At 63.0% G+C, this 25,882-nt stretch carries 22 protein-coding genes; 1 reads left to right on the top strand and 21 read right to left on the bottom strand.

The features are described 5' to 3' along the window. The first annotated feature begins 29 nt into the window (after positions 1-29). Positions 30-794, top strand: coding sequence for a sulfotransferase (locus tag Q7P63_05845; GenBank protein MDP0499605.1), 765 nt, complete (start codon positions 30-32; stop codon positions 792-794). A 63-nt stretch (positions 795-857) separates the two neighbouring features. On the opposite strand, the gene Q7P63_05840 is transcribed toward Q7P63_05845, so the two are convergent. The 21 genes from Q7P63_05840 to Q7P63_05740 all read right to left on the bottom strand — a co-directional run bounded on the left by Q7P63_05840 (position 858) and on the right by Q7P63_05740 (position 25,590). Continuing rightward, on the bottom strand, positions 858-3,470 hold the full coding sequence (locus Q7P63_05840) for a hypothetical protein (GenBank protein MDP0499604.1): 2,613 nt from the start codon (positions 3,468-3,470) through the stop codon (positions 858-860). Between the two features lie 135 nt (positions 3,471-3,605). Then, positions 3,606-4,340 (bottom strand): tetratricopeptide repeat protein, encoded by a 735-nt coding sequence (locus Q7P63_05835; GenBank protein ID MDP0499603.1) that lies wholly within the window; start codon positions 4,338-4,340, stop codon positions 3,606-3,608. Between the two features lie 20 nt (positions 4,341-4,360). Continuing rightward, positions 4,361-8,377 (bottom strand): tetratricopeptide repeat protein, encoded by a 4,017-nt coding sequence (locus tag Q7P63_05830; protein MDP0499602.1) that lies wholly within the window; start codon positions 8,375-8,377, stop codon positions 4,361-4,363. A 20-nt stretch (positions 8,378-8,397) separates the two neighbouring features. Next, positions 8,398-8,778, bottom strand: coding sequence for a flagellar biosynthesis regulator FlaF (gene flaF, locus Q7P63_05825; protein ID MDP0499601.1), 381 nt, complete (start codon positions 8,776-8,778; stop codon positions 8,398-8,400). 45 nt (positions 8,779-8,823) lie between these two features. Then, on the bottom strand, positions 8,824-9,234 hold the full coding sequence (locus tag Q7P63_05820; GenBank protein MDP0499600.1) for a flagellar biosynthesis repressor FlbT: 411 nt from the start codon (positions 9,232-9,234) through the stop codon (positions 8,824-8,826). Positions 9,235-9,286: 52 nt separating this feature from the next. Beyond that, complete coding sequence (locus Q7P63_05815; GenBank protein ID MDP0499599.1) at positions 9,287-10,180, bottom strand: hypothetical protein; 894 nt, start codon at positions 10,178-10,180, stop codon at positions 9,287-9,289. A gap of 22 nt (positions 10,181-10,202) precedes the next feature. Then, entirely contained in the window at positions 10,203-11,621 is a 1,419-nt protein-coding gene (gene flgK, locus Q7P63_05810) for a flagellar hook-associated protein FlgK (protein ID MDP0499598.1), read from the bottom strand. A gap of 5 nt (positions 11,622-11,626) precedes the next feature. Beyond that, a complete protein-coding gene (gene flgN, locus Q7P63_05805; protein MDP0499597.1) occupies positions 11,627-12,136 on the bottom strand; it encodes a flagellar export chaperone FlgN in 510 nt (169 codons plus the stop codon). Positions 12,137-12,138: 2 nt separating this feature from the next. After that, on the bottom strand, positions 12,139-12,477 hold the full coding sequence (locus Q7P63_05800) for a hypothetical protein (protein MDP0499596.1): 339 nt from the start codon (positions 12,475-12,477) through the stop codon (positions 12,139-12,141). 8 nt (positions 12,478-12,485) lie between these two features. Next, positions 12,486-13,637 carry a flagellar basal body P-ring protein FlgI gene (locus Q7P63_05795; protein MDP0499595.1) on the bottom strand — a complete coding sequence of 384 codons (1,152 nt, stop codon included), beginning with the start codon at positions 13,635-13,637 and terminating at the stop codon, positions 12,486-12,488. A gap of 3 nt (positions 13,638-13,640) precedes the next feature. After that, positions 13,641-14,291 (bottom strand): flagellar basal body L-ring protein FlgH, encoded by a 651-nt coding sequence (locus tag Q7P63_05790; protein ID MDP0499594.1) that lies wholly within the window; start codon positions 14,289-14,291, stop codon positions 13,641-13,643. After that, on the bottom strand, positions 14,263-15,084 hold the full coding sequence (flgA, locus tag Q7P63_05785) for a flagellar basal body P-ring formation chaperone FlgA (GenBank protein MDP0499593.1): 822 nt from the start codon (positions 15,082-15,084) through the stop codon (positions 14,263-14,265). The genes Q7P63_05790 and flgA overlap by 29 nt, the downstream gene beginning before the upstream one ends. Beyond that, complete coding sequence (gene flgG / locus Q7P63_05780; protein MDP0499592.1) at positions 15,084-15,866, bottom strand: flagellar basal-body rod protein FlgG; 783 nt, start codon at positions 15,864-15,866, stop codon at positions 15,084-15,086. Before flgG ends, flgA begins: the two co-directional genes overlap by 1 nt. A 15-nt stretch (positions 15,867-15,881) precedes the next feature. Further along, positions 15,882-16,649 (bottom strand): flagellar hook-basal body protein, encoded by a 768-nt coding sequence (locus Q7P63_05775; protein ID MDP0499591.1) that lies wholly within the window; start codon positions 16,647-16,649, stop codon positions 15,882-15,884. 145 nt (positions 16,650-16,794) lie between these two features. Continuing rightward, positions 16,795-17,679: a formyltransferase family protein gene (locus tag Q7P63_05770; protein MDP0499590.1), complete on the bottom strand. Its 885-nt coding sequence runs from the start codon at positions 17,677-17,679 to the stop codon at positions 16,795-16,797. 13 nt (positions 17,680-17,692) lie between these two features. Beyond that, on the bottom strand, positions 17,693-19,252 hold the full coding sequence (locus Q7P63_05765; GenBank protein ID MDP0499589.1) for an AMP-binding protein: 1,560 nt from the start codon (positions 19,250-19,252) through the stop codon (positions 17,693-17,695). A gap of 2 nt (positions 19,253-19,254) precedes the next feature. After that, positions 19,255-20,208: a GNAT family N-acetyltransferase gene (locus tag Q7P63_05760; protein ID MDP0499588.1), complete on the bottom strand. Its 954-nt coding sequence runs from the start codon at positions 20,206-20,208 to the stop codon at positions 19,255-19,257. A gap of 2 nt (positions 20,209-20,210) precedes the next feature. Then, a complete protein-coding gene (locus tag Q7P63_05755; protein MDP0499587.1) occupies positions 20,211-21,791 on the bottom strand; it encodes a hypothetical protein in 1,581 nt (526 codons plus the stop codon). Positions 21,792-21,952: 161 nt separating this feature from the next. Next, a complete protein-coding gene (locus Q7P63_05750; protein MDP0499586.1) occupies positions 21,953-22,999 on the bottom strand; it encodes a flagellin in 1,047 nt (348 codons plus the stop codon). A gap of 225 nt (positions 23,000-23,224) precedes the next feature. After that, positions 23,225-24,298, bottom strand: a complete 1,074-nt coding sequence (locus Q7P63_05745) for a flagellin (GenBank protein MDP0499585.1) — start codon at positions 24,296-24,298, stop codon at positions 23,225-23,227. A 218-nt stretch (positions 24,299-24,516) separates the two neighbouring features. Further along, on the bottom strand, positions 24,517-25,590 hold the full coding sequence (locus tag Q7P63_05740) for a flagellin (GenBank protein ID MDP0499584.1): 1,074 nt from the start codon (positions 25,588-25,590) through the stop codon (positions 24,517-24,519). Positions 25,591-25,882: the final 292 nt, after the last annotated feature.

Here is a 25,882-nt window from a genome sequence, read left to right as displayed (position 1 = left end):
CGAAGCCAATTATCAGGGTGTTGCACCATATGGCCCGTTCCGGGGGCACGTTGATCTCGCGCTGCCTCGGTGCCATGCCCGGGGTTTACGTCTTTAGTGAGATCCACCCGCGGCTCGGCCAGGTGTCGCCCGCCTACCAGCAGGCCATCGCCCCCCAGAACCCGTTTCGCCAGGCCCAGCAGTGGTACCAGCTCTTCAACGAGCAGGAAGTCCGCCTGCTGCAGGAGCGGGGCGCGATGGGCTTTGCCGACTTCATGATGGAGCTCTACCTGCGCATCGAGAAGCGCGGCGGCACCATGTTGATCCGCGACTGGACGCACCTCGACTTTATCGCCAAGCCCTTCCTGCAGGAGCCCTCTTACCAGCTCACCACTGCGCAACTGCTTTCCGAGCTCTTCACGGTGCGCTCGTATGTGACGGTGCGGCATCCGCTGGACCAGTTCCTCAGCCTCGCCCGCCTCGATGTGATGCGCGGCCAGCTTGCGGCCCTGGAGTTCTTCAAGGCATACCGCCGCTTCGCCGAAACCGCCCAACTCGTCGGTTTTACCCGCTACGAAGATTTTACCCGCCACCCCAGCGAAAAGCTGCGCGAGATCGCCACAGCGCTCGACATCCCTTACGACAGCTCGGCGCTTCAGCGCTGGCACACCAACCCGCATTATACGGGCGACGAGTCGAAGTTTACCGTGATCAAGCCGATCGAGCGCAAGCTGCTGGACCCGAAACAGATGCAGCAGCTCCGGCAGTTGCCCGACTACGTGCAGGCCTGCCAGGCCCTCGGCTACGAGCTTTAAACGAAAAAGGCCCTGCACCCGACTGGATGCAGAGCCCTCGATTAAAAACCCTTCGTCGATGCCTTAGCGGGAGGCGTTGCTGCGGCGACGGTAGGCGGCAAACGCCAGACCGGCGAGGCCCAGCATCGCTGCATATTGCTCGGGCTCGGGCACCATGCTGAGGCCGGCGATGATCGTGTAGCCACCCAGGCCGTTGTAGCCCGTCAAGTCGAAGGCATCCAGCTCGCTTTCGTAGTAGGCGTAGCTGACGTAATCGCTGTCGAGGGCGCTTTCCCAGGCTTCGGTCTCGGGATTCCACACGACGATCTTGCCGGCAGACAACAGGCTCGCGACGGTGTCGAGCTGATCGCCCTTGAGGGCGACAAAGCCCTCGTCGAGGCGCAGGAAGTTGTCGCTGCCCTGATAGCGGGAGATGTAGAGGTTCGTCTCCGCCTGCAACAGCGCACCGTCGGCCACGGTAAAGGTGTTGTTGTTGTAGAACGAGCCGATCGACATGTCGTTCATGCTCGTCCAGACCGAACCTTCGCCGCTCAGCAACACATTGGCGGCGCCGGTGGGGGTGAAGTAGCCGATGTAGGTGTATTGCGTCTGCACCTGGGCACCGCCGGTGACTTCCATCGAGGCGATCATGTTGTCGCCGAGGATGAAGTTGTTGGTGCTGGTGAGCGACGAACCTTGGCCCGAGACGCTCAGCGTAGTGCCGGAGTTGTTGTTATTGCCGATATTGACGTCCCGGAACGTCACCTGAGCTCCGTTGGAGATGGTGGCGCTGTTCATCAAGGTGCCCGTGCCGTCGGCCTTGATGATCACATTCAAGACGTCTGCCCCGGCGGTCTTGGTATAGGTCGCCTGGTTGCTGCCGGCGGTGTTGAAGTTCAGTTGGCCGTAGCCGCTGCCCTGCAAGCCCGTCGCGGTGATGGTGCCATTGCCGTTCAGCTGGCTGAGGTTGGCCCGCAGGTGCTGCGTCGACAAGGTGCCATTGTCCAGATTGATGGACGAGTTGGCAGACATCATGTTGATGATCGTCGACCCCTCGACCGAGACGGCGCCGCCATTACGGATGTTCAGGATGCCCATCCCGGTTTCGCCGACGACGAGTGAGTAGCCGGCGTTCAGCGCGGAGCCGGCACCATCCACATTCACGATGCCCGTGGAATTGGTGAAAGAGCTGTAGCCGATGGTGGCCGAGCTCGCGTTGACGACACCGCCGTCCAGAATGTCCAGCGTGCTGGTGACGGTGGAGCCTGTCTGGTAGCCCACATAAAGTGAGCTGGCGTTCAGGACCGAGCCCGCACCCGCCACCTTGTCCGTGATGGAGTCAGTGTTGGAGTAGTTGGTGTAGACGTAGACAAAGCCGACTTCCGCACCGTTGATCACTTCCAGGCCGAGGGCGCCATAAGAGCCGATCCCGTCGCCCGTGATCTGGAATGCGATCTCCTGATCTTCGACCACCTTGCTGAAGGAGGCGACGTTGCTGCCGTCGAAGACCAGCTTGCTCGTATTGGCGGTGGCCGCATAGCCACGACCGAACAGCCCCTTGGCCTCTACCGATCCATTGCCGACTACGCGGCTGGAGTCGGCATAGAAAGACCCTCCGGAGGTGACGGTGCCGCCATCCAGCGTGAGCAGAGCCGTGCTCGAGCTGTACTGAGAGCCAATCGAAAGGTCTCCATTTGTCGAGAGAGAGCCGCCGTTGGTCACGTTGAGCCAGCCATTGCCACTCTGGCCAACGCTCAAGCTGCCGGTGACTTCCCAGGCGGAGCCCGCGCCGTCGATCGTCACGGTGCCATTGGCTCCGGATTGCGCACCGACCGAGCCATAGGTGCTCTTGACCTGACCGCCTGCGAGCACATCCAGCGTGCCGGTGCTGTTCATGCCGGACGCAACCACCAGGGAGTTCGTCGTCCAGAGCGAATCGGCTCCGCTGACGGTGACTGCGCCCGTGCTGTTGTACCCGGCAGCGATCATCGTGGAGTTGTTGCCCTGCGTGGTGGCAGATGCGCCATCGAGGATTTTCAGTACCCCGTCGCCAGAGTCGCCCACGCGGACGGTGCCGTTGCTCGTCCAGGAAGAGCCGGCCCCCGTCACCGTAAGGGTGCCTTGCGACCGTGGGCTGAAGCTGGAGCTGCCAAGGGTGGCATTCGTATTGGTGACCGCGCCGCCCTCGGAGATTGTCAGTGTGCCGGAGCCTGCGCGGCCCACAAAAAAGTCGCCCGAGTTGGACCACAGGGAACCTTCGCCGCTGACGAGTGCGTCGCCGGTGGCACCGGTATAATAACCGACCGAGCCCGCGTTGCTGTAGACCTTCGCGCCGTCGAGGATCTGGAGGCTGCCATTGACGCCGTTGTTGCGGCCCAGGTTCAGCTCGCCGTTGACGTTCCACTGGGCCAGTGCGCCGGTCACGGTCGCCGTGCCATTGCGTTGCGCGCCGATGTCGGCGTGGCCGTTGCTGAGAACGTAATTCTCGGTCGCGCTGTCAATCGTGAGAGAACCATCCGAATAGAGGTAACCGAGGGCAAGATAGCTGCTGCCATCGCCTCCGTTTTGCCAAAAACTCTGTCCCGAGTCGGGAGAAGTCGAGCCAGTGGGCGTGATTTCACCATGGAGGCCCACGGTGAAAGGCAGCGAACTGAGCGCGATAATGAGTGCCAAAGTCGTGTTGCGTCGGATCGACACAACCCCAGTAAGCAGGAGCGGCATTGTTATGTTATTAGGTTAGGACGCTAAACCTATTAACAAGCTTGATCCCTAGACAATGCGGAAGTAACGCCCTACGTAATTTTACTTAGAGGCGTAAGTATATCTATCTCTTCAGCTCTGATTGCCGTCGTGCAGGTGCTCCAGCGCGGCCTGGGCGCGGGGGTGCCCCTGTTGAGCGGCGGCGACAAACCAACGCTCGGCCTCCAGCAGGTCTCGCTCGACGGTGCCCCCGCCGGTGGCGTAATACATGCCGAGGTTGAACTGCGCGCTGACGTGGCCCTTTTCCGCCGCGATCAGGTATTGCTCGAAGGCCAGATCGCGTGAGGCTTCCGTGCCGTGGCCTTCGGAGAGGCAGACGCCCAGGCTGTAGTGCCCCTCGGGCAGGCCGGCTGCAGCCGCGAGCACAAACTGCTCGTAGGCGGTCTCCGGATCGGGGGCGGCTACCTGCGTATGGTAATGCAGCATCCCCAGGTTGAGCGCGGCGGCGGCCACACCCTGATCGGAGGCGGCTGCGTAGTGTCGCGCGGCTTCCTCGTAGTCGGGCAGGGCGGTGAACCAGCCGGCGGCATAGCCCACGCCCAGGTTGAAGTGGGCGTCGGCGTTGTCCTTTTCGGCGGCGGATTCCAGCCACAGGCGGGCGGTCGGGTAATCGCGCTCCACCACGCCTTGGCCGGTTGCGTAAAGCGTGCCCAGGTCGAGCTGTGCCCGGGCGTGGCCTGCCTCGGCCGCCGCCGTGAGGTGGCGCAAGGCGGTTTGCAGGTCTTGGGTGCTCTGGGCATCGCCGAGCGTAGCCCGGGCCGCTTCGTAATGTTGGGCGGCAATGTTCTCGTTGGAGGAAGTCGTCACGGGCAAAAAGGGGGGGAGGGCTAAAGTTGATCGTGGGCCGGCGCGGTGCCGGCAGAGGGGGCGTGATACCTTGGAAGACGCTCACGATACAGACGTTCGAGCTCGCGGGCGAGCCGTTTGCTGTCCCCGAGAGAAGATTGCTGGCACTCCTGCCGCAGGTTGAAACGTTGGGCGGCCAGTGCGCCCACGTCGCGCGCCAGATTGGCGGCGGTCGCGAGGTAGCCGTCGGCATCGGAGGCGATCCACTCCGGGTGCCCCAGCTGCTCCAGCAGGCTGGCCGCATGGCGGGCCGCTGGCCGGTCTCCTCGCAAGGTTACGACGGGCACCCCCATCCAGAGAGCCTCACAGGTTGTGGTGACGCCATTGTAAGGGTAGGGGTCGAGCGCGATGTCGATCTCGTGGTAAAAGGCGAGGTGGGTGGCCTGTTCGATGCGATAGCCCCGCAGCTCAATGCGACCGAGCGGCAGCCCAAGCTTGGCCAGGCGCTCGACAAAGACCCCGGCCAAGGCTGGGTCGCTGAACTGTTTGGCCTTCAGGATCAGGCGGGCATTGGGCAGCTCGCGCAGCAGGCGCCCCCAGAGCTGGAGCGTGCTGGTGCTGAGCTTGGCGGCCTGATTGGCGCACCCAAAGGTAATGTAGCCGCGTTGCTTGGCGGGCAGCGGTTCAACTGCCGGGGCATTGGCCGGCGCGGTAAAGGCATGGGCTCCGCCAGGGATCAGCAAGGCCTGGGGTTGCCAATCGCGCGTGCCGGCAATCGTCGAGTCGGTCAGCCAACCGTCGAGATTGGGCAGGTGGGTGGGGAATGGATAGCCCAGGTAGCTCAGTTGCAGCGGTGCAACACGCTGGGCGAGCAACGGCAGGCGGTTGAGCGCCATATGGCCGCTCAACTCGACCAGCACGTCGATCCGGGCCTGACGGATCACCTTGGCGAGCTCGGCATCGGGCCGACCGGCAACTTTTTCCGCATGGTCGGCCCGCTTGGCGAGACGCTCCGTGCAGGCGTCGCGGCGGTGGCTGTCGTGCAGCATCCATACCTCCACTTGCTCGCGGTCGTGGTGGGCAAAGACGCCTTCCATAAAGGCACTGACCGGGTGTTGGCGGAAATCGGGCGAAAGGTAGGCCACGCGCAGCTTCTCGACGCGGCGGGCGGGTAGTTGCACCCGCTGCAGGGGCGCGTGACGGCCCACCCAGGCGTCGTGCTGTGCGGCGAGGTCGTCTTCGCTCATGCCTTCGACGTATTGGAGGCAGACCAGCAGGTTGCTGTGCGCCACCGCATCGTCGGGCTGCAGTTGCAGAGTCTTGAAATAGGCTTCGATCGCTTCCTCGAAGCGGCCTTGGTCCTTGAGGATGCTGCCTAGGTTGGTCCACGCTGCCGGGAAGTCGGGCAACAGCTCCAGCGCCTTGCGCGTGGCGGCTTCGGCCTCTGTCCAGTCGAGTGCGGCCTGCCAGGTAGCGCCCAGGTTCATCCACACCCCCGGGCGGTTGGGTTCGATCTGCACCGCGAGGCGGAAGTGCGTGATCGCGCACGCGTAGTCGCCCAGTTGCTGGCAGCAGCTCCCAAGGTTGGCCCGCAGCAAGGCCTGACGCGGCATCAGCTCGACCGCGCGCTCATAATACGGGCGCGCCGCAGCGTAGTCACCTGCCTCATAGGCCAGCTCGGCCAACGCCTGCCAGGCATAGCCGAGCGTCGCGTCGATCTCCAGGGTCTGATTGAAAGACTGCCGCGCCTCCTCGATGCGCCCGCGTCGCTGGGCGAACATCCCTCGCCGGGCCAAGGCGCGGGCCTGTACCTGCTGCTCGCGCTCGGCCAATACCGCTTCAGCCACCGCCAAGGTATCGTCTTCGGCTCCGGCGTGGCGGCACCAGTCGATCCACATGCGGCGAAAAGCGTTTTCCAGCTTACGGGCAAAGGCGCTGTAGTCGCCCAGGGCCGACTCCTTGAAGCGCGCGCGCAGGCTGGCGCGCAGTTGGCTCAAGACCGGCACATTCTGGGACAACCAGACGGCGCGGGCGACAAAATCATCGACCGATTCCGCCACAAATTCGCCCAAGTCTACCTGCTGGAGCAGGCTGGCGCTGACCCTCGCGGCATGGCGGTCACCCAGCAGCGAGAGCGTCGGCACCCCCTGGTGCAGCGCTTCGAGGGTGGTCGTGGTGCCGTTGTAGGGGAAGGTGTCGAGCGCCACGTCCACCCGGCTGTAGAGCTGCAGGTGCGCGGCGATGTCGGGCGTGCGCGGGAGCATCTCCACCCGTTCGCGGGCTACGCCAAGCGCCTCGAAATGCTGCAGCACCTCCTCCTTGCGGTTGGGGTGCATGTAGCCGCTGTTTTTCAGCACGAGCCGCGAGTTGGGTACGGCCAGAAGCACGCGCGCCCAGGCCTCCGTCACCTGCGGGGTGATCTTGGAGGAGTTGTTGAATGAGCCGAAGGTCAGGAAGCCGTTCGTTTCGGCGGGCAGCGGAGAGACCTCCGGGGCTTCCTGCGGCAGGCGGAAGCAATGGAAGCCCTCCGGCAGGCGCACGACGCGCTCGCTCGAAAACTTGTCTGCCTCGCCCTCCGGCTCCACCACGGCATCCACGAGCCGGTACTGCATGGCATTGAGCCCGGTGGTGTTAGGGTAGCCCAGCCAGCTGACGCGAAGCGGGGCCGGGCGGCGCATAAAGACGGGCAATGCATGGTAGCCCGTGTGCCCCGACAGGTCGACCAGCACGTCCAACTCCAGTCGGCGGATCAGGGCGGCCACTTCCTCCGGCGGGCGTCCGTAGACTTCGTGCCAGTGGTGCGCGTGGCTGCGCAGGAGCGCCGTCATGTGGTCTGCCCGGCCCACGTTGCTCAGGCAGTGGATTTCCACCTGCTCACGGTCGAACTGGCCGAGCAGCGGCTCCAGGAAAAACGCGACCGAGTGCATCCGCAAGTCGGCCGATATGAGCCCTATGCGCAGCACCTTGCCCGGGTTGGGCAGGATGCGTTGCGGGAAGATCGGCTCATCCATCGCAGGCTCGAAGCGTTGCGAAAATTCACGATGGGCCTCGTAGAGCGTCTGGGTGGTCTGACGCTGGTCGTAATTGAGGCTCAGCAGGTAATTGCTGTGGTAGAGCGAAGAGCCGGGCGAGCGCTTCAGGCACGCGTAATAGGCCTCCACGGCGGCCTCGCTGTTGCCGAGGGCCGTCTGGATGATGCCGAGCATGTTGTAGACGCCAGCCCGCTCGGGATGAAATTGGCGGACGACTTCGGCGTAGTGCAGCGCCTGGCTGTAGTCGTTGAGGTCGCGGTAGAGCGCGGAAAGATTGAGGCCGGCTTCTGCGAAGTCGGGCTTCAGTTCCAGCGCGCGTTCAAAGCTGCGGATCGCGTCGTCGGCCCGGTTGAGGCGGTTGAGCGTTTCGCCCACGTTCAGGTGCAGCTCAGGCACTTCCGGCGCCAACTCGACTGCCCGCTGCAAGTTGACCAGCGCCTGCTCGGAGCGCCCGAGACGCGCGTGCAGCAGGCCCAGATTGTTGTGTAGCTTGTAGCTATCGGGCCAGCGTTCGAGCGCCTGCTCGTAAAGCTTTTGCGCCTCGTCGTAGCGGCGGCAGAGGTCCAGGCGGTGGGCGAGCTGGGCCAAGTGCTCGACCTTGCCAGGATGGGCGCGGACCTGCTTTTCGTAATGCGCCAGCATCACCTCGATGGCGGCATCGGCCAAAGGCTCCTGCACGCCGCTCTGGTCGAGCAGCGTCACCAACGCCTGCAAGGCCTGCTGGTTGTCGGGGGCCAAGCGCAGGCCCTCCGCATAGGCGCGGATCGCGTCGCCCAAGCGCCCTTGCAGCTGGAGGCACTTGGCCAGGCTGCAATGCAGGTGCGGGCTGCGCTCCTGGCGGCGGAGGGCGGCGCGGAAGCTTTCCTCGGCGGTTTCCAGTTCGCCGGCTTCGAGAGCAAAATGCCCTGCCATGGCCAGTGCGCGCACCGATTCCGGGTGCAGGCGACGATAGTGGTCGAGCGCACGCCGTGCGCCGGCCAGATCGCCCTTTTCCTGCTGCCGCAGAATCTGGTCGAGCGGGTCCATGGAGAGCAGGCTGCCGCGCTTTACTGGGCGCGAGCTCGCAGGCCCTGAGCCAGCGACTCGTTGATGTTGATGAAGGAGTTGAGGCGCTCCGGGCGCGGGTCGGCCCGCAGCTCCAGCCCCTGCTTCACGATGAAGACGGCGAGGCTGAGCAGGTTTTGCCGCATTTCCTTCGGCAGGTGCGAATCCGGGTCTTGCCAGTCGGCACGGAGCACGTCCCAGATGCGCTTGTTGAAGTCGAGGGCTTCCTCCGTCACTTCATCCATGCGTCCGGACTTCATCTGATTCTGGGCACGGCGCAGCTTGAAAGCGGCCTTTTCCAGCACTGCAGCCTCCACGTCGCGACCCGAGAGCGTTTGCATGCGGATCTTTTCGTAGCTGGAAGCAGCAGGTTTGCGAGCCATGGTCATCATATCTGCTTATCGGTTGGAAGTTGCGCAAATTTACGGTTATGCCTGCGGGGCCGTTGCGCCGCGCGCACGATTGATCAAGGAGGTTTCGCGCTCGATCAGCACGTGGGCGGCTTTCATCGCCTTGTAAAAGTCGTCGTTGAGAAGGGCCTCACTTACGTCCATCACCACATCGGTCAAGCTGGGGGCCGCCTTCAGCAGATCTTTCACCAGCTTCAGGTAGGTATCGTACTGCTCCTTGGTGCGGCGCTGGTCGATATACATCATCTGGAGCACAAAATAGATGCGCTTGCTCGGGGAGTTGGCCATCTCCTCCGTCATGATGTCCTTCGCGCGCAGGAGCGTCACCTTGTTATCGATCGTGAACTCGGTGGCGTTGCGGCCATTGGTGATCACGGCGCCGCCCAGGATAATTCGTTCGTGCGGCTTCAGCTTGATTTTGAGGGGCATAAGAGATCCTTTCTGGATAGATCGGGTGAAATGCGGATGGACTTTGCAGGTTTTAGATAAAATCGAGCAACGACATGTTCATCGTCAGGCTCGCGGCTTGCAGAGAGGCCTGGTAGGCTTGGTTCACCTGTTGGAACTGGACGATCGCTTCGGTCACGTTGGCTTGGGTGCGCTGGTTGATCCCATCCTGACGGAGGTTGAACATCTCGGATTCGGAGCTGCGGACAGCTTCGGCCCGAGCCAGTTTACCGCCCAGCTCGACTTGTGCGAGCATCAGATTGTCTTCCGCGAGGTCAAAATTGTTGGAGGCGGTATCGACGGCGGTGCGCTCGCCGGTAGCGACGGCATCGCGCAGGGCGATCAGCTGGTTGGCCCAGTCGGCGAGGCTGGCGTTGGTCGCGCCATTGGTGGCGGCGCTGATCTGGGTCGAGGCGCTGGCGGGCAGCTTCCAGTCACCCGTGCCGCCCTCGTAGGTAAAGCTGGTGATGTTGCCGTCGGCGTCGCGTGCGATGGCAAAAGGCGTCGTCGAAGTGCCGTCGGCCCCGAAGAGCGGCTGGTCGTTCAACTTGTCATTGAGCACCGTTACCGTCTGTTCGATCAGCTCGTTGAGCGTCTCGACCGTCGCCGCCTGCTGCTCGGCGCTCGGGTCCTGGTTGTATCCTTCCAGCAGGCCATTGGTCTGGTCGTGGAACTTGCCGAGCAAGGCCAGTTGCTGGTCGCTCGTCTTGATCTGCGTCGTCGCCATGTCAGCATTGCGGCGGTAGTTGACCGCCGCCTGCTGGGCCGTGCTCATGCGCGCGACCTGCGCAGCGTCGGCGGGCGCATCGGAGGCGTTCGAAAGCTTGACGCCGCTCGCGATGGTCGACTGGAGCTGCTGCCGGCGCGCCTGCAACTGGTTGAGTTGCGGGAGGATGTTGCGGGAGAGGGTGTCGGATGTGACGCGCATGGGACAGACGGTTTAGCAGTAACTAGATCTGGTTGAGCAGGTCCTGGATCATTTCATCCATGACCCGCATCACGCGGGAGGAAGCTTGATACGAGCGCTGGAACTGGAGCATGCGCGCCACCTCTTCGTCGAGGTTCACGCCGATCTCGCTGTCGCGCTGGGTTTCGAGGTAAGTGAGGATGGTCGTTTGAGTATCGGCATCCTGCTGAGCGCCTTGAAGACGCGAGCCCACCTTCACGGTCAAGTCCGTCAAGTAGCTGTCGAAAGTGCCTTCGATCACCTCGCCGGCTGCGCCCGAGAACTCGCGCGTGGCGAGCTTGCCGATGGCGAGGGCGGCATCATTGCTGGTCGCGCTGCCCGGGCTGTTGGCCCGCAGCGTGACGGCGGTGAGGCCGGTTTCGAGGCGCAGGCTGCCGGCCGTCTGGCCATCGGCGGCAAAAAAGTTCTGCCCCGCCGCACCAGTGGGGTTGTAAACCGCGTTGGTGGACTGGACGAGCTGGCCGGCCACGGCATCGAGCGTGCCCCGGGCTTCGGCGATGATGCCGTTGCGGCTCTTCTCGATCGCGGCCAGCTGGCCGTTGTTGAGGCGCAGGGTGCCGCCATCGGGCCCGCCCACCAGCTTGCCGTCTTGCCAGCTCAGCTTCAGGGTGCTGCCGGCGCCTTCGAGCAGGCTCAGGTTGGAGCCGTCGGTGGTGGTGACCATCAGGTTGATCATCCCGTTGTCCTGCGGCTGCGGCGTAAAGTCGAGATACTTGGAAAGCTCTTCGAGGGCCTGCTGGCGCTTGCTTTCCAGTTCATTGGCCTGCTCGGTCTGTTTCGGCCCGAGGCTGGAAATCTGGCGGTTGTAATCGCCGATCAGGCTCACTTGCTTTTGCACCTGGCCGATCAACAGGCCCGCCTGTTGGTCGAGGTCGCCCTGCATGTTGGCGAGGCGGGTGTCGGTCGAGTTGAGGCGCTCGATCAGCGTTTGGGCTTCCTCCAGCACCTGGGCCTTGGCCGAGCTGTTGTTGGGGGCGGCGGCGAGGGCGTCCCAGGAAGAGAAGAAGGCCTGCAAGTCGCCCCGCAGCCCGCCGGAGAGCGTATCTTCCGAAGCGCCGTCGAGGGTGGAAAGGGCCTCCGTCTTGCCGAGGGTGTCGCCCAGCAGCGTCTGCAGCTCGGAGAGGATTTCGGTCTCCTTGCCGTAGCGGCTGGCCACGCTCTGCTCGCGCATGATCTGGGCGTCGAGCATGCTGTTGCGCACGTCGCTGTAGCCGGTGACGGAGAGGCCCGTCGACTGGACCGAGCGGCCTTGCGTGTAGCTGTGGCTGGAGCCGACCTGGACGACTTGGCGGGCATAACCTTGCGTGTTGACGTTGGCAATGTTGTTGCCCGTCACTTGCAGAGCGCGCCCGTAGGTGTTGAGGGCTTGCGCGTTGGAAGAAATGCCTTGGAGGAGGGCCATGGGAGCTAGGCTTGCAGACTCAGGGAGGTGCTGCGGCTATTGGTCTTGAAGGCCAGGTAGCCACGTTGGTTGTAAGTCGTCTGGCTCTGCGTGGGCTGGAGGTAGCTCAGCAGTTCCCGGGAAAGTTCGTTGGCACGGGCGAGCAGCAGCTTGTTTTGGCGCGAGCGGTTTTGCAGGCGCTCCGTCAGGCTGCGCAGCTCCTTGAGCAGCTCGTCGAACATGCCGTGGGCGGGGCCCTGCACCAGTTGGACGATTTCGCGCAGCGGCGCACGCTCGTCCATCCCCAGTTGACGGCGCAACTGTTGGGCGAGGGATTCGCGGCTGCCGCGCTTTTCGGCCGTGGTGCGGAGCTGCTCTTCGATCGAGTGGGTCAGCTCCGGAAATTCGGCGTAGTTCTGCTCGAGGATGCCCTTTTGCTGCTGCTCGAGGAGGGAGAGCAACCAGGCGTATTCCTGGGCCTCGTCCCGCAAGGCGGCGGCCAAAGGCTGCCATTGGGCTTCGTCTAGAGCGATCATGGTTAGTGGGAAAGGGTATCCGCGTTGGCGGCGGGGGTGGATTGCAGTTGGTGTTGCAGCACATGGCCGATGCCGAAGACGCCGCGCTGGCTGATGCTCTGCGAGAGGCTGTCGGCCAGCATGTAGCGGTAGAGGTCGGGCCCGGCACCGCTCTCGGAGAGCGCGCCGGAGAACATCGGCTTGAGGGCTTCGTCCAGGAACTGGCGGGCAAAAATGGCTTCGAACTGGCCGCTTGCGAGTTCGACCTCGCTGGCGCCCTGCTGCGCGCCCGCCTGCGAGAGCTGGTCGCGCAAGAGGGAGGCGTCGGTCGTCATGGGGCTGATGGCGTTGGTAATGTCCATGGCGGCAGTTATTGGATAATGAGTTCGGCCTGGAGGGCGCCTGCAGCCTTGAGCGATTGCAGGATCGACATCATGTCGCGGGTGGAGACGCCCAGGGCGTTGAGGGCGGAAGTCAGTTGGTCGAGCGTCGGCAGGTCGTCGATCACCCGGAAGCCGCCGCGCTCTTCGGCCACATCGGTCTGGGTGTTGGCGGTCACGACGGTATTGCCGCCGGGGGCGACGATGGTGCCGTCTTCGCCCTGGGTGGGCTGTCCACCGGCGGGCGGGGCAGGGGCCAGCGGGTTGGGCTGGCTCACGTTGTTGCTCTGGCTGATCGTGACCGTCAGCGAGCCGTGGCTGATCGCCACCTTCGAAATCCGCACGTTTTGGGTCGCGACGATGGTGCCGGTGCGCTCGTTGATGATCACCCGTGCCGTGATGTCGGGGATGACCTCCAGCGAGTTGATCACCGCGAGGTAGTTGGCCACCTGGTTGCGCATGTTTTGCGGCACCAGCACATTGACGGCTGCCGAATCGGTCGCCTGGGCCACGCCGGGGAAGCGCTCGTTGATCGAGTGCGCCATCCGCACCGCCGTGGTAAAATCTGGATTGAGCAGCAAGAGGTTGAGCATGTCGCGCTGCACGATGGTGGTCGGCACCTCACGCTCCACGATCGCGCCGCCGGGGATCCGGCCCACCGTCGGGTGGTTTTTCTGCACCGTGGAGCCTCCGGAGCCGCCAAGGAAGCCGCCTACCGCGATGGGCCCTTGGGCGACGGCGTAGACGACGTTGTCGGCACCGCGCAGCGGGGTTTGCAGCAGCACGCCGCCCTGGATCGTCTTCGCGTCGCTGATGGAGCTGACGACCACGTCGAGGCGGGTACCCTCACGGGTAAAGGCGCCGATCTCGGCCGTGATCATGACCGCGGCCACATTGTCGCTCTTGATGTCTTCGGTATCCACCTGGACGCCGAAGCGGGAAAGCATGTTGGCGACCGACTGCAGCGTGGCCTTGCTGCTCGTGCCGTCGCCATCGCCCGCCAGCCCCACGACGAGGCCGTAGCCGATCAATTGGTTAGACCGGCCGCCTTCGACCACCGTGAGGTCTTTGATGCGGGAGGCCTGGGCCGACGCGAGGCCGGCCAGGAGGCTGAGGAGGAAAATGGCGAAGAGGCGCTTCATGGCTCAGAACGGGTTGGCCCTTTCGATCATGCGGGTAAACCAGCCCTTCTTTTGGGCGTCGCTCAGGCTGCCTTCGCTTACGAATTCCACGTAGGCGTTGGCCACCTGGCCGGAGGTGACGGTGTTGGTGCCGGTCACGTCCTGCGGGCGCACGACACCGCGCAGCACGGCGTAGAGGCGCTCCTTGTTGACCGAGACGATCTTGGCGCCCTCGACCACCAGGTTGCCGTTGGGCAAGGTGTCGATCACCGTCACGGAAATGGGCACTTGAGACACGCTCATGGTCTGCTCGTAGCTCGCATCGCCACTCGCGTAATCACCCCGGAAGATGCTGGAGAGGTCGACCTCGATCGGCTCGCCGCTGCTGTTGGTGCCGATGTGCAGCGGGTGCAGGTCCTTCTCGTCGATCAGGCGGAAGATTTCCGACTTGAGGCCCGAGGTGGAGCCGGCGTTCTGCATGTTGGGTCCACTGGCGGAGAGGGAGGCGTTTTCGCTGACGAGCACCGTCAGGATGTCGCCCACCCGGGAAGCCGTCTGGCGGGTATAGAGGCCGCGTTCGTCGTTCGTCGCCTTCTTCCAGAGGGATTCCGCCGAAGCGGTAGAGACGGCGAGGACGAGCGCGAGGCTAGAAATTGACTTGCACCACATTTTCATCGATGACGCGGGCGGTAATGTCCTTGCGGCTTTGCAGGTTGCGGACGCGGATGAAGTCACCCTTCTGCCCGTCTTCGAGCGCGACGGCGGGCAGGGTGATGACCATGGCGAGGTTGCTGGCCTGGGCGTCGATCAACGCACCCTTTTTGATCAGGGGGCGGGTCGTCAGGTTGCGCCAGGCGAGCGGGCGGTTGGGCTGCGTGGGCAGGGCCAGCTCGTAAGCACCGAGGTCGACTGCGGCGTCGACCAGCTCTTCGCGGTAGCGCAATGTGTCGACCTTCTCCAGGATCAGGTCGGCCATTTGGGGGGCTTCACCGCGGCGGGCGCTTTGACGGGCGACGTAGACTTCGAGCCAGTGCTCGGCCCGCAGTTGCAGGCTCGCTTGTTGCACCGGCACGCCATCGCTCGTGATTTGGTAGCGCACGTAGACGCTCTGGCTCAAGTCGGCCGGAGCGGAAAGGATTTGCAGGTCGTAGCTGCCCTTGACGGCAGCGGGGACGACTCGGCCCTGCGGCTGCAGCACGAGGTCGCCGCTCAGGCGGTAATAGCTGGCCAGCTTGGCCTGCAGCAGGCCCACGACCACCTCGTGGCCCAGCTCCATCACCGTGGCGCTTTCGGCGACCACCTTGGCTTGGGCGGGGGCGGACGTAATCACCGGGGCGGCGCTCTTTTGCGACGCGGCTTCCACCATGGCGACCGGCTCGAGTAGGGCCATCAGGCTGTCCGCCGGAGCGGCAACGAGGGCCTGACTACCGACGAGCAGGAGCGGAATGGACTGGAGGATGCGGATCACTAGCGCTTGAGCTGGTTGACGGTGGCCATCATCTCGTCACTGGTCTGGATCGCCTTCGAGTTGATCTCGTAGGCGCGCTGGGCGACGATCATATTGACCATCTCCTCGACCACGTTGACGTTCGACATTTCGAGGTAGTTCTGGCGCAGCACGCCAAAACCATCCGTCCCGGCATTGCCGACGACGGGGGCGCCGGAGCCTTGGGTTTCTTCGTAAAGATTGCCGCCGAGCGACTTGAGGCCGTTCGGGTTGCTGAAGCGGGTCATCTGGATCACCGGGCCGGGCACGATGCCGTTGGGCGTCTCGAAGCTCACTTCGCCGGTCGGCGCGACGAACACGCCGGTGACGTTGGCCGGGACAGCGCCGAGGCCGGTGTAGACGAGACCGTTGTTGTTCACGATCTGGCCGGTCGGGTCGACCTTGAGGGAGCCGTCGCGGGTGTAAACCGTGGAGCCGTCGGCGCGGGTCAGCTGGAAGAAGCCCTCGCCGTCGATGGCCACGTCCCACTGGTTGTCCGTCTGGGTCAGCTGGCCTTGGGAGAACACCTTGGTGGTGGAGACCGCGCGGCTACCGTTACCGACTTCGATGCCGGTCGGGGCAGTGCCGCCGCCGCCCACATCGCCGCCCTTGGGGGCCTGGCTTTGGTAGAGCAGATCCTGGAATTCGACCTTGGAGCGCTTGTAGCCCGTCGAATTCACGTTCGCGATATTGTTCGCGATGTTATTCAGGTTGAGCTGCTGGGCTTCCATGCCCGTGGCGCTGGCGTAAAGGGAAAGGTTCATGGCCGGTGATCAGGGTTAGCGGGTATCGCCGAGCGTCTGGATCGTCTGTTGCAGACGCTGATCGTAGCTCTGGATGATCTTCTGGTGGGTTTCGTGCGCGCGGGAGATCGTGATCAAATTGACCATCTCCTGGATGGGCTGGACGCCGGATTCTTCCACAAATCCTTGAGCGAGGCTGATGGCGTTCTGGTCCATCGCTGCGGCGCCCGGGTCGTTCTCCGGATCCACGCGGAACGAGCCGCCGGTCGGGATCAGCTTTTGCGGGCTTTCGAATTGGGCGATCTGGAGGTTGCCGAGCGGCAGCAGGCCTTGAGAGACGCGGCCATCGGCGGTGATCTTCAGCTGCCCTTGGCCGGGCGTGAGCTGGATCGGGCCGGCATCGCCCATCACGAGCGAGCCGTTGCTGGTCACGAGGTAGTTCTCGGGGCTCACGTGGAACTCGCCGTTGCGGGTGTAAAGCGTTTCGCCGCCCGCCGCCTCGATCGTAAAGAAGCCCTCGCCGGTCAGCGCCACATCGTTCGGGTTGTCGGTCGAGCGGAGGCTGCCGCCCGCGAAGTTGCGGGTCTGTTGGTAGGTGGGGGAGCGGCCCTCGGAAGGCGCGCTCATCAGTTCGGCACGGGTCGAACCGGGCAGCTGGCCCGCCAGCGTGGCTTGAAAGGAGCCTTGGACAGGCTTGAAGCCCGCCACTTGCGCTGCGGCCAGATTATGGGACACAGCTTGTTGCCAGCGCTCCAAGCCGTTCATCGCCACTGCACTCTGGACCATGCCTAATTGCATACTCATCGAATAAGCAACCACGGTGCCGCGTTTTATAATACGCTCTTTATCAGTGCGATAAAGTTTTCTCTCCTCGTGACGCTTTTCTTGGCGGCAACCCTTTCCGCAGCCGGGCGGAAGAGTTTTCCATGCCCTGCGGCATGCCAAAGGCCTAGACGAGACGCTGGGCGGGAGACAATTTTTCCACCGGCCCCTCAATCGCTTTCAGCTTCAGGCACTCCGACCCGAGGCGGACGACGACGCGCCCTTCGTAGACGAACAGGATCGAGCGATCGGCGTGCTTCGGTAACTGTTCCAGCACGTAAGGATTCTCGATCGTCTCCACGTCGCGGATCACAAAACGCTCGCCGGCGATGATGGCGAAGGCCCCTCGGCCTCGTGTGGCAAACGCCCGGATGCGGCGGCAAATCTGCTGCGCGCTTTCCCCAAAGTCGATCCGCAGGTCCTCTTCTCCGGCGCGGTAATAGAGCAGGGGAAGCTCGCGGGGCCCAGGTAGCGTTTCGCTTGCGGGCAAAGGCGCGAAATCACGGGTCAGCGCCAGCTCAAAGGCATCAGCCTCGGCCTGGAAGCACAGCTGGTAGAGCAGGCCCGCATCGAGATCCGGTGAAAAAGGGATGCGCACCCGCGAAATGATGGACCCGGTGTCGATCCCATCGTCCATCAAGTGGCACGAAGCACCCGCATCGCGGCCATGCAGCAGCGCGCCGTTGATTGGGTGGGGCCCCTTCAGGTCGGGCAGGCAAGACGGGTGCAGGTTGACGAACCGCACGCCCGGCAACGGCTCCGTCAGTGCCGAAATCGGCAGGATAAACGGGCAGCCATTGGATACGACCACATCGGCCGACTGCAGCTTGAGCCAGTCGAGCAACTGTCGTTTGCGGTCGAAGGAAAAATGCGGCACCCCCTCGGCTACGAGTCGCCGCTCCAGGTAAGAGCCCGCCACGGCAGCAATCCCGGCCACGTTCAGCCCCAGCCGCACCATGCGTTCCCACGCGTAGGCACGATTGGCGATCAGGAGGTATTGCCGAGGCTGCATCGGCCCGACTTTGCTAGGAGAGCGTCATCTCTGCAAGCTGTTGTCGATTCACCTTGCCGTCGGCGTGCTTGGGCAGGGGAGACAGCGATACGATCTGCTCCGGCAACATGTGTTGCGGCAGGCGGCAGCGCAGGGCCATCATCAGCACCTCGCCGTCGAAATCCTTCGCGTTGACGTAGGCGACGATGCGGCCTTGGCCCTGGGCGTCGCGCAGGTAGACGACCGCGCACTCCGACACGCCCTCCAGCGAGCCCAGCGAGGCTTCGATCAACTCCAGCTCGATCACGTGGCCGCTGCGCTCCACACGGTTGCGGCGGCTGCCGACAAAGTGGTAGTAGCCCGTCTCCGGGTCCTGGCGTACGAGATCGCCGGTGCGGAAGACCGTCTCCGGGATGTGCTTCTCGTTTACGTAGCGGAAGAAAGCCTGCTCGGTGCGGGCGGCATCGCGGTAGTAGCCCAGCCCGAGATTTGGACCGCTCAGGTAGAGCTCGCCCACTTGACCCACCGGCACGGGCTGGCCTTGATCGTTGAGCACGTGGGCCTGGAAGTTTTCGGCGAAATGGCCCAAGGGTAACAGGCGGTCTTCGACCAGGTCGCGTGGATTGACGGTGTAGGCCGCGCCGATGCTCGTCGCTTCGGCCAGGCTGTAGACGTTCATCAGGCGGATGCCGGCGCCCAGGTGGCGGGCCAGCGCGCGCAGCGGAGCCTTGGGGAACGTTTCGCCGCCAAAAGCTACCGTGCAGAGGCCACGCAGGTCGCCCGGGCGCAGCGCGTGCAAGCGCAGCAGGTAGATCAAGAGCGAAGGCACCGAATACCACATCGTGCAGCCCATGTCGTTGACCGTATTGATCAGTTCGCGCGGCTGGTGCAGCACCTCGCGGCCAATCGGCACGAGCGAGGCACCATTGAAAAGGCTGCCGAAAAGATCGAAGACGCCGTTTTCGTAGGCGAGGTGGTTGAGGTGCGTAAAGACGTCGTCGGGCGACACCATGAAGCGCTCCCGGACCCAGGCCACGAAATTCAGCAGGTTCGCATGGGTGATCATGGAGGCCGTCGGCTGGCCCTCCGCCTCGATGTCGAACATCAGGTAAGCCGGGTGGTGGCCCGTTACCGCCGGGGTCTCCATCAGCTCATCGGCCGGGTGTGCCATCAGCTCGGTCTGGATCTGAGGATCCTCGAAACAGATGAGTCGACGCCCCACATGGTTGGAGAGGGCGCAGGCGCGCAGGCGGTCGGAGCGCGAGGCCAGCACCAGTTGCGGGCGGGCCTGCTCCATCATGCTCTGCAGGGTGGCGTCCGGCAGGTTGAGGTCGAGGTGGGTATAGATCACGCCCATGCTCAGGGCGGCCAGGACCGTCGCGAAGGCGTCGATCGACTGGTTGGGGAAAATGCAGACCACGTCGCCCATGCCCAGCCCGCGCGAGCTCATCAGGCGGGCCATCTGCCGCGCCCGCACCAAAAGTTGACGGTAGGTGACGTTGCGACCGTTCGGGTAGCGGAGCGCAGGACGGTCACCATGTTGTTCGGCTACCGCAGAGAAAGAAAGTCCGAGATTATAGTGATAGCTAGACATGGTCAGGAGCGGTCGGAAAATGATGGGCGAAGATGAGGATCACGATAGGCTGGAAAATAGGCGCTATCTAAGGCATCGGCACTATTGCTCCAATTTTCATAGTAAGCATGGTTAATGATTCGCCCAATCAGGTAAGATGGGCGCTGGATCGTGGCCCAGCCCCGCTTGAATTGCGCCAGCCCGTCGTTCGGGTCGTCCTTGAACCCCGCACCTCCGCCGAGATTGAGAAAGCGGAAACCCTCCTGGGCATAGCGGGCGATAATCGCATCGAACAGCGCGAAAGACGCCTTCGCTTCGTAGCCCGCCGGGCTGTAGGCCCCCAAGTGGTAATGCGTATCGATACCGGCGTCGGCCATCAGGATCATGCCCACGATCTCGCCGCTCTCGCGGTGGCGTGCGGCAAAGGCCCGGCACCCCGGCTGGCCGAGCAGGACCGCAAAGCTCTCCCGGGAAAAGCGCGTCAACCCCGTGATCTCGTGTCGGCGGATCAATTCGTCATACAGGGCGCACCAGGTGTCCAGCACCTCCACGGGCGAAGGCAGCTCCTCGACTTCCACTACTTTGGCGGCGGCACGTGCGTAGCGCTGGTGGTGTTTGCTGAAATGCGAGGCCGGCTCGTTTTGCAGATCCACGATCTGGTGCTGCTTGAAGGGACGGCAAAGGGCGGGAAAAAGTGCCTGCAGTTGAGCCTCCGTCACGTCCGCCAGCGAATCGGTCACCCCGACGAGGCTGGCGTAACGCGGGTCGAGTCCCGCGAGGTCCTCTTCCAGCGCCTGCCAGTTAGCCACCTGCAGCAAAGGGTAGGGCGCCATCAAATCCCAGCCTGTCGCCTGCCAGGCGCGCGCAAGTAAATGGCCACCTGCGCGGGGCAAGGGTACCGGTTGCATCCATTCGGCAAAGCTCTGGGCATAGCCAGCGCTGGCGTAGAGCGGGGTAGACTGCGACGCGGCGGCCACGACTAGTAGGACATTGCGCGCGACGAAAGGTTCCCGGCAGCGGCACCGGCCGAGCTGATGGTCGAAAGCATTTGCGCCGCCGTGGCGTTGAGCTGCGCCGAAGCCGCCGGATTGCCTCCAATGATCCCCATGATCCCAGAGCCGCCCCCCATCGAGCCCATCAGGCCGAGGATGTTGGAAGAGCCGCCGGCTGCGCCCAGCATGGCGGCAGCGGCAGCACCGTTGGCCGAGCCGGTGGCAAAGCCCTGTTGCAGCTGCACCACGCGCATCACCTGATCCTGGGCCTGCGCAAAGCTCGCCTTCTGCTCGGCAATGACTTCGAGCGCGGCGTCGATCTTCTTCACGTAGCCAGCAAAGTCGAAATCGCGTTCGTAGGAATCGGCAGATTCGTAGCTGAAAGTGGCGTGGATCGTCTTGCGGTCATCCGCCCCGTAGCCCTTGTTCTCGAAGGTAAAGCGCACCCCCGTGCCGAGGTCGATGTCGTGTTCGCCCTGCGCCGACAAGTCGAGACCGCCGACGCGGCTTTTGAGCATGCCATCGGCGTCGTAAAGCTCCACCACCGATTTGGCGCCCTTGTAAATCACCTTCATATTGTAGACGCCGCTCTCCAGCTCCTGCTTCACCGGGTCGACCCCGTTGGTTTCGATGCCCAACAGGTTCAGCGCGGGGCCGGTGTAGCGGCGGCGCGCCTTGAAGTCCCAGTCTACACTGCTCGTCTGGTTGGCGGCTTCCTTGCCGTCCTGCAATTCGTGGAAATAGACCTGCTTGTAATCGAGGTCGGCGTAGAGAGAGACGGGGCCGTCGTTCTCGTAATCCCACTTGTCGTAAGATTGCAGCACCTGAAGCTTGTCGATCGTGAGCTCCATCCCGATGCCCATCTGCACCTTTTCCTGGCCGGATCCGCTCAGGTCGACGCCCTTCTTCGTCTCCAGCAACTTGCCGAACTGGTCGCGAATCTTGATTTGCGAATCCGGCCCCTGATAGACGATCTCCAGCTTGTAGTTACCGTCCTTCAGCTCCGGCATGAAGTCGGTGCGTTCGATGCCGCGGGCGGACGAAATATCCAAGCCCTTGAGGCCCGAAGACTGGTTGCGGACGAGCGTGGCGACATCGTAGCCGACGTCGATCTTGGCCCCGGCAGGGCGCTTGATCAGGTCGAGCGATTCGTCGCCCGAGAGGCCGAGGCTCTTGATGTCGAGCTTGACCTTGCTGGCGCCGGTGTTGAGCACGACTTCGCGCCCATCGAAAATTTCCTTGTTCTTGAACTTCGTGGCCTGCACCACCTGCTCGAAACCGGTTGTCAACGAGCGGAGCGCCCCGAAGTACTCGTCGTATTTATGGTCGGGCAGGCTCCCCCGGGAGCCCAGCACCGCATATTCCCGCATCGACTGGAGGTTGTATTGGAGGTCGTCCAGACGACCGGAGGCACCGAGGATCAGGGAAAGCGATTCGTTGGCATTGGAGGTGACGATCCGCTTCTCACGTGCCGTTTCGGCGGAAGACGTGGCGGTGGCACTCCGCGAGGTCGTAAAGGCCAGCGGGTTGATGAACTCGCGAATCTGCTGGGAACTGAGGCGCTCCATGGGGAAAAGCTTTCCGGGTTGGAATATCGACCACTTGTGGAGCAGGGTTAGTGCCTTTTGCATAGGTAGCGCGTTAAGTTCTTACCCTATAAGCAAAAAGGGCAGGCCCGATCAGGCCTGCCCTTCTTGAAAAGGAGGAGATACTGTCTCCACCTCGGTCGTTAACCCACGAGGGAGAGGACCGACTGGTTGGACTGCGAGGCCAGGGACAGCGAGGAGATACCGAGCTGTTGGCTGGTTTGCAGGGCCAGGAGGTTCGCACCTTCTTCGTTCAGGTCGGCGAGCGTCAGCTTGTCCGCACCTTCTTCGAGGGTGTTGATCAGGTCCGTGGTGAAGTCTTGGCGGAGCGAAACGATGTTCACGTTCTGCGACAGTTGCTTCGCGTTGTTCACCAGGGCTTGGTCGAAGGCTTCGAGGTCCTTCACCATTTGCTGCAGGTTACCTTGGTAGGTGCTGTCGTCCACGAAGCTGATCGAGCCAGCCGTGCCGTCTGCGCCTTGGCCAGCGCCTTCGGCGCCGGTGATGTCGGCCGAGCGGATACCCACGACGGCGGCGTTGGCGGAGCCGGTGCCACCGGAGGCGATGCTGGAGCTGTCGACGTTCAGCGTGATGGCGTAGGTCTGGGACACCGTGCTGGTGCCGACCGTGCGGGAACCGGTGATGTCGGAGAAGTTCGCGATTTCACCGTTGGAGTCGGTCGTGACGCCGGCGGTGGAGCCTTGGACGTTCACACCCTTGATTTCGAGGGTCGAGTCGCCGAAGGATTCGTTGAACTGCACCGTCATCGTTTCCGTGCCACCCGAAGTGCGGTCAGACTGGGCCGACTGCAGGAGGTTCACGCCCTTGTAGGACGCGTCCTTGGCAAACTGGTTCAGCTGAACCATCAGTTCATTGAACTGCTTGCCGGAGTTGGCGCGGTCGTTGGAGTCGGAGCTGGCGAGGGCTTCGTCAACCACACCCTTCATGGCGCCGACGATACCGCGCATGGCGGTGATGCCGTTGTCAGCCGCATTCAGCGTGCTGATCGCCTGACCCATACCGTCGAGGCGAGCTTCGAGCTTGCCGGCGCGGTCATTGAGGTTCGACGAGGCGAAGAAGTTGGTCGGGTTGTCAATCGCGGAGTTGACCTTACGACCGGTGGCCAGACGTTCTTGAGTTTGGCCGAGAGTGGCTTGCGTCTTTTGAAGCGAAGCCAGGTTGGACCGCATACCTGCGGATAGAGTAACGCCGTTCATGTGAACTACCTTTCTGGTGATGTATGTTTTTGAGGAAGCGGCTTCTGCCGCTGTCAGCAATTCTTGCCGACGCCTTATAAATCGGATGCCCTAGACGCGGTTGAGAGAAAAATGTGAGAGATGCGAAAATTTTTTCCGGGCACAAAAAAAGCGCCCCCGCGAGAGGGCGCTTTTTTATCGGAGTCACTGTCCGAGGGATTAACCCACGAGACTGAGGACGGACTGTTGGCTTTGCGAGGCCAGCGACAGTGACTGAATCCCCAGCTGCTGCGAAGTTTGCAGCGCGAGGAGATTCGCCCCTTCTTCATTCAAGTCGGCGAGCGTCAACTTGTCCGAGCCTTCTTCGAGCGTGTTGATCATGTCCGTCGTGAAGTCTTGCCGCAGGGACACGATGTTCACGTTTTGGGACAGTTGCTTGGCGGTGTTGACGAGGGCTTGGTCGAACGCCTCCAGATCCTGCACCATTTGCTGCAGGTTGGTCTGGTAGTTGTCGCCATCAACGAAGCTCAGCGTATGGCTGGTGCCACCGGCGTTTTGGCCAGCGGCGGCCGTACCGGTGATATCTGCCGAGCGGATGCCCACCACGGCCGCATTGGCCGCGCCGGTGCCACCGCTGGTGAGGCCGGTGCCGTCGATGTTGAGGGTGATCGCGTACTGCTGGGAAACCGTGTTGGTCCCCACCGTGCGCGAGCCCGTGATATCGGAGGCATTGGCGATTTCACCGCTGCTGTCCAGCGACACGCCACCCGTCGCACCCTGCACGTTGATGCCGGTGATCGAGAGCTGCGAATCGCCAAACTTTTCGTTGAATTGGACTGTCATCGTCTCCGTCCCGCCGGAAGTGCGGTCGGCCTGGTCGGACTTCAGCAGGTTGACGCCCTTGTAGGAAGAGTCGTCCGCAAAAGTCTTCAGTTGGACGAGCAGCTCGTTGAACTGCTTGCCCAGGTTCGCGCGGTCCGTGGAGTCGGAGCTGGACAGGGTTTCGTCAACCACGCCCTTCATCGCACTCACGATGCCCCGCATGGCAGTAATACCATTGTCGGCGGCTTCGAGCGTGCTCACCGCCTGGCCCATGCCGTCAAGGCGTGCTTCGAGGAGCGTAGCACGGTCGTTGAGGTTGGAGGCGGCGAAGAAGTTCGTCGGGTTGTCGACGGCCGAGTTCACCTTCCGGCCAGTGGCCAGACGTTCTTGGGTGTTGCCCAGCAGCTTGGAGGATTGCTGAAGCGACACGAGGTTAGCGCGCATACCGGCGCTAAGGGCGATGGAGTTCATGATGGCTACCTTTCTGGTAAGGATGGAGATGTTCTAGCTCCAAGGGAGGCCCCACCGTGGGGCTTCCCAAAGTCAAAAGGAAAGGCAGTCCGAAAGGTGACTCAGTCGAATGAGAAAAGGTCTATGGTCAAAGAACGACCGCCGCTCTGCGAGCCGACGGTAAAAAGTGGAAGGGGAGGGGATTCAGGCCGCCTCCCGTCTCAGGCCGCGCCGCGGGATTAACCCAGCAGGCTCAGGACGGACTGATTGGACTGGGAGGCCAGCGAGAGCGACTGCGTGCCCAGCTGTTGGGCGGTCTGCAGGGCCAGCAAGTTGGCGCCTTCCTCGTTCAGGTCGGCCAGCGTCAGCTTGTCGGCGCCTTCTTCGAGGGTGTTGATCAAGTCGGTCGTGAAGTCCTGGCGCACCGTCACGATGTTGACGTTCTGGGCCAGTTGCTTGGAGGAGTTTACCAAGGCCTGGTCGAACTTCTCGAGGTCCTGCACCATCGCGCGGAGGTTTTCCTGATAGGTGTTGGGGTCGACGAAGCTGATCGAGTGGCTGGTGCCGTTGGCGTTCTGGCCGGCGGAGGCCGTGCCCGTGACGTCGGCGGCGCGGATGCCGACCACCGATTGGTTGGCTACGCCGGTGCCGCCGCTGGTGAGGCCGGCGCCGTCGACATTCAGCGTGATCGCGTATTGCTGCGACACGGTAGCGGTGCCGATCGTGCGGGCGCTGGTGATGTCGGAGGCGTTGGCGATTTCGCCATTGGTGTCGAGCGACACGCCGCCGGTGGAGCCCTGGATGTTCACGCCGCGGATGCCGAGCGTGCTTTCGCCAAAGTTTTCGTTGAACTGAACCGTCAGCTGAGTCGTGGAGCCGGAGGTGCGGCCGCTTTCGGACGACTTGAGGAGGTTCACGCCCTTATAAGAGCCATCGCGGGAGAAGCCGTCGAGCTGCGAGAGCAGTTCGTTGAACTGCTTGCCGAGCACCGCGCGGTCGTCGGAGTCGGAGCTGGAAAGGGCTTCATCGACCACACCCTTCATCGCGCTGACAAGGCTGCGCATGGAGGTCATGGCGGTGTCGGCCGCATTCAGGGTCGAAATCGCCTGGCCCATGCCGTCGAGACGCGCTTCGAGTTGGGCGGCGCGGTCGTTGAGGTTGGAGGCGGCGAAGAAGTTGGTGGGGTTATCGACCGCGCTGTTGACCTTGCGACCCGTGGAGAGGTGCTCCTGGGTCTTGTTCATCAGGTTGGACGTCTTTTGCAGCGAGACCAGATTTGCCCGCATGCCGGCTGAGAGTGCGATGTCGCTCATATTTCCGAAGCTGGTTGGTTGTGTATTGAGTGAAGTTGAGTGATTCGCGATGCGGCGGCGGGCCGCTGTATTTCGCTGAAAATTCTTTAAGCGCAACCGATGCCACTTCTTGGAATGCGTTGATTTTCAATAAGATGAAATTTTTGCAATTTTGGCAGGCACCTCTTGCCAACTTGCGGGGAAAAAGTTTCCACCGCTGCAGGGACCGTAAGGGGGAAGCTTTTTCCGCCTTTGACCCGTGATTTCGACGGGTTTATCTAAACTGATGCCTAGCCGGACCGAACCTTTACGT

The organism is Verrucomicrobiota bacterium JB022 (assembly GCA_030673845.1).
Classification (GTDB): Bacteria; Verrucomicrobiota; Verrucomicrobiia; order Opitutales; family Oceanipulchritudinaceae; genus WOUP01.
This window is presented reverse-complemented; position numbering and strand designations above follow the sequence as displayed.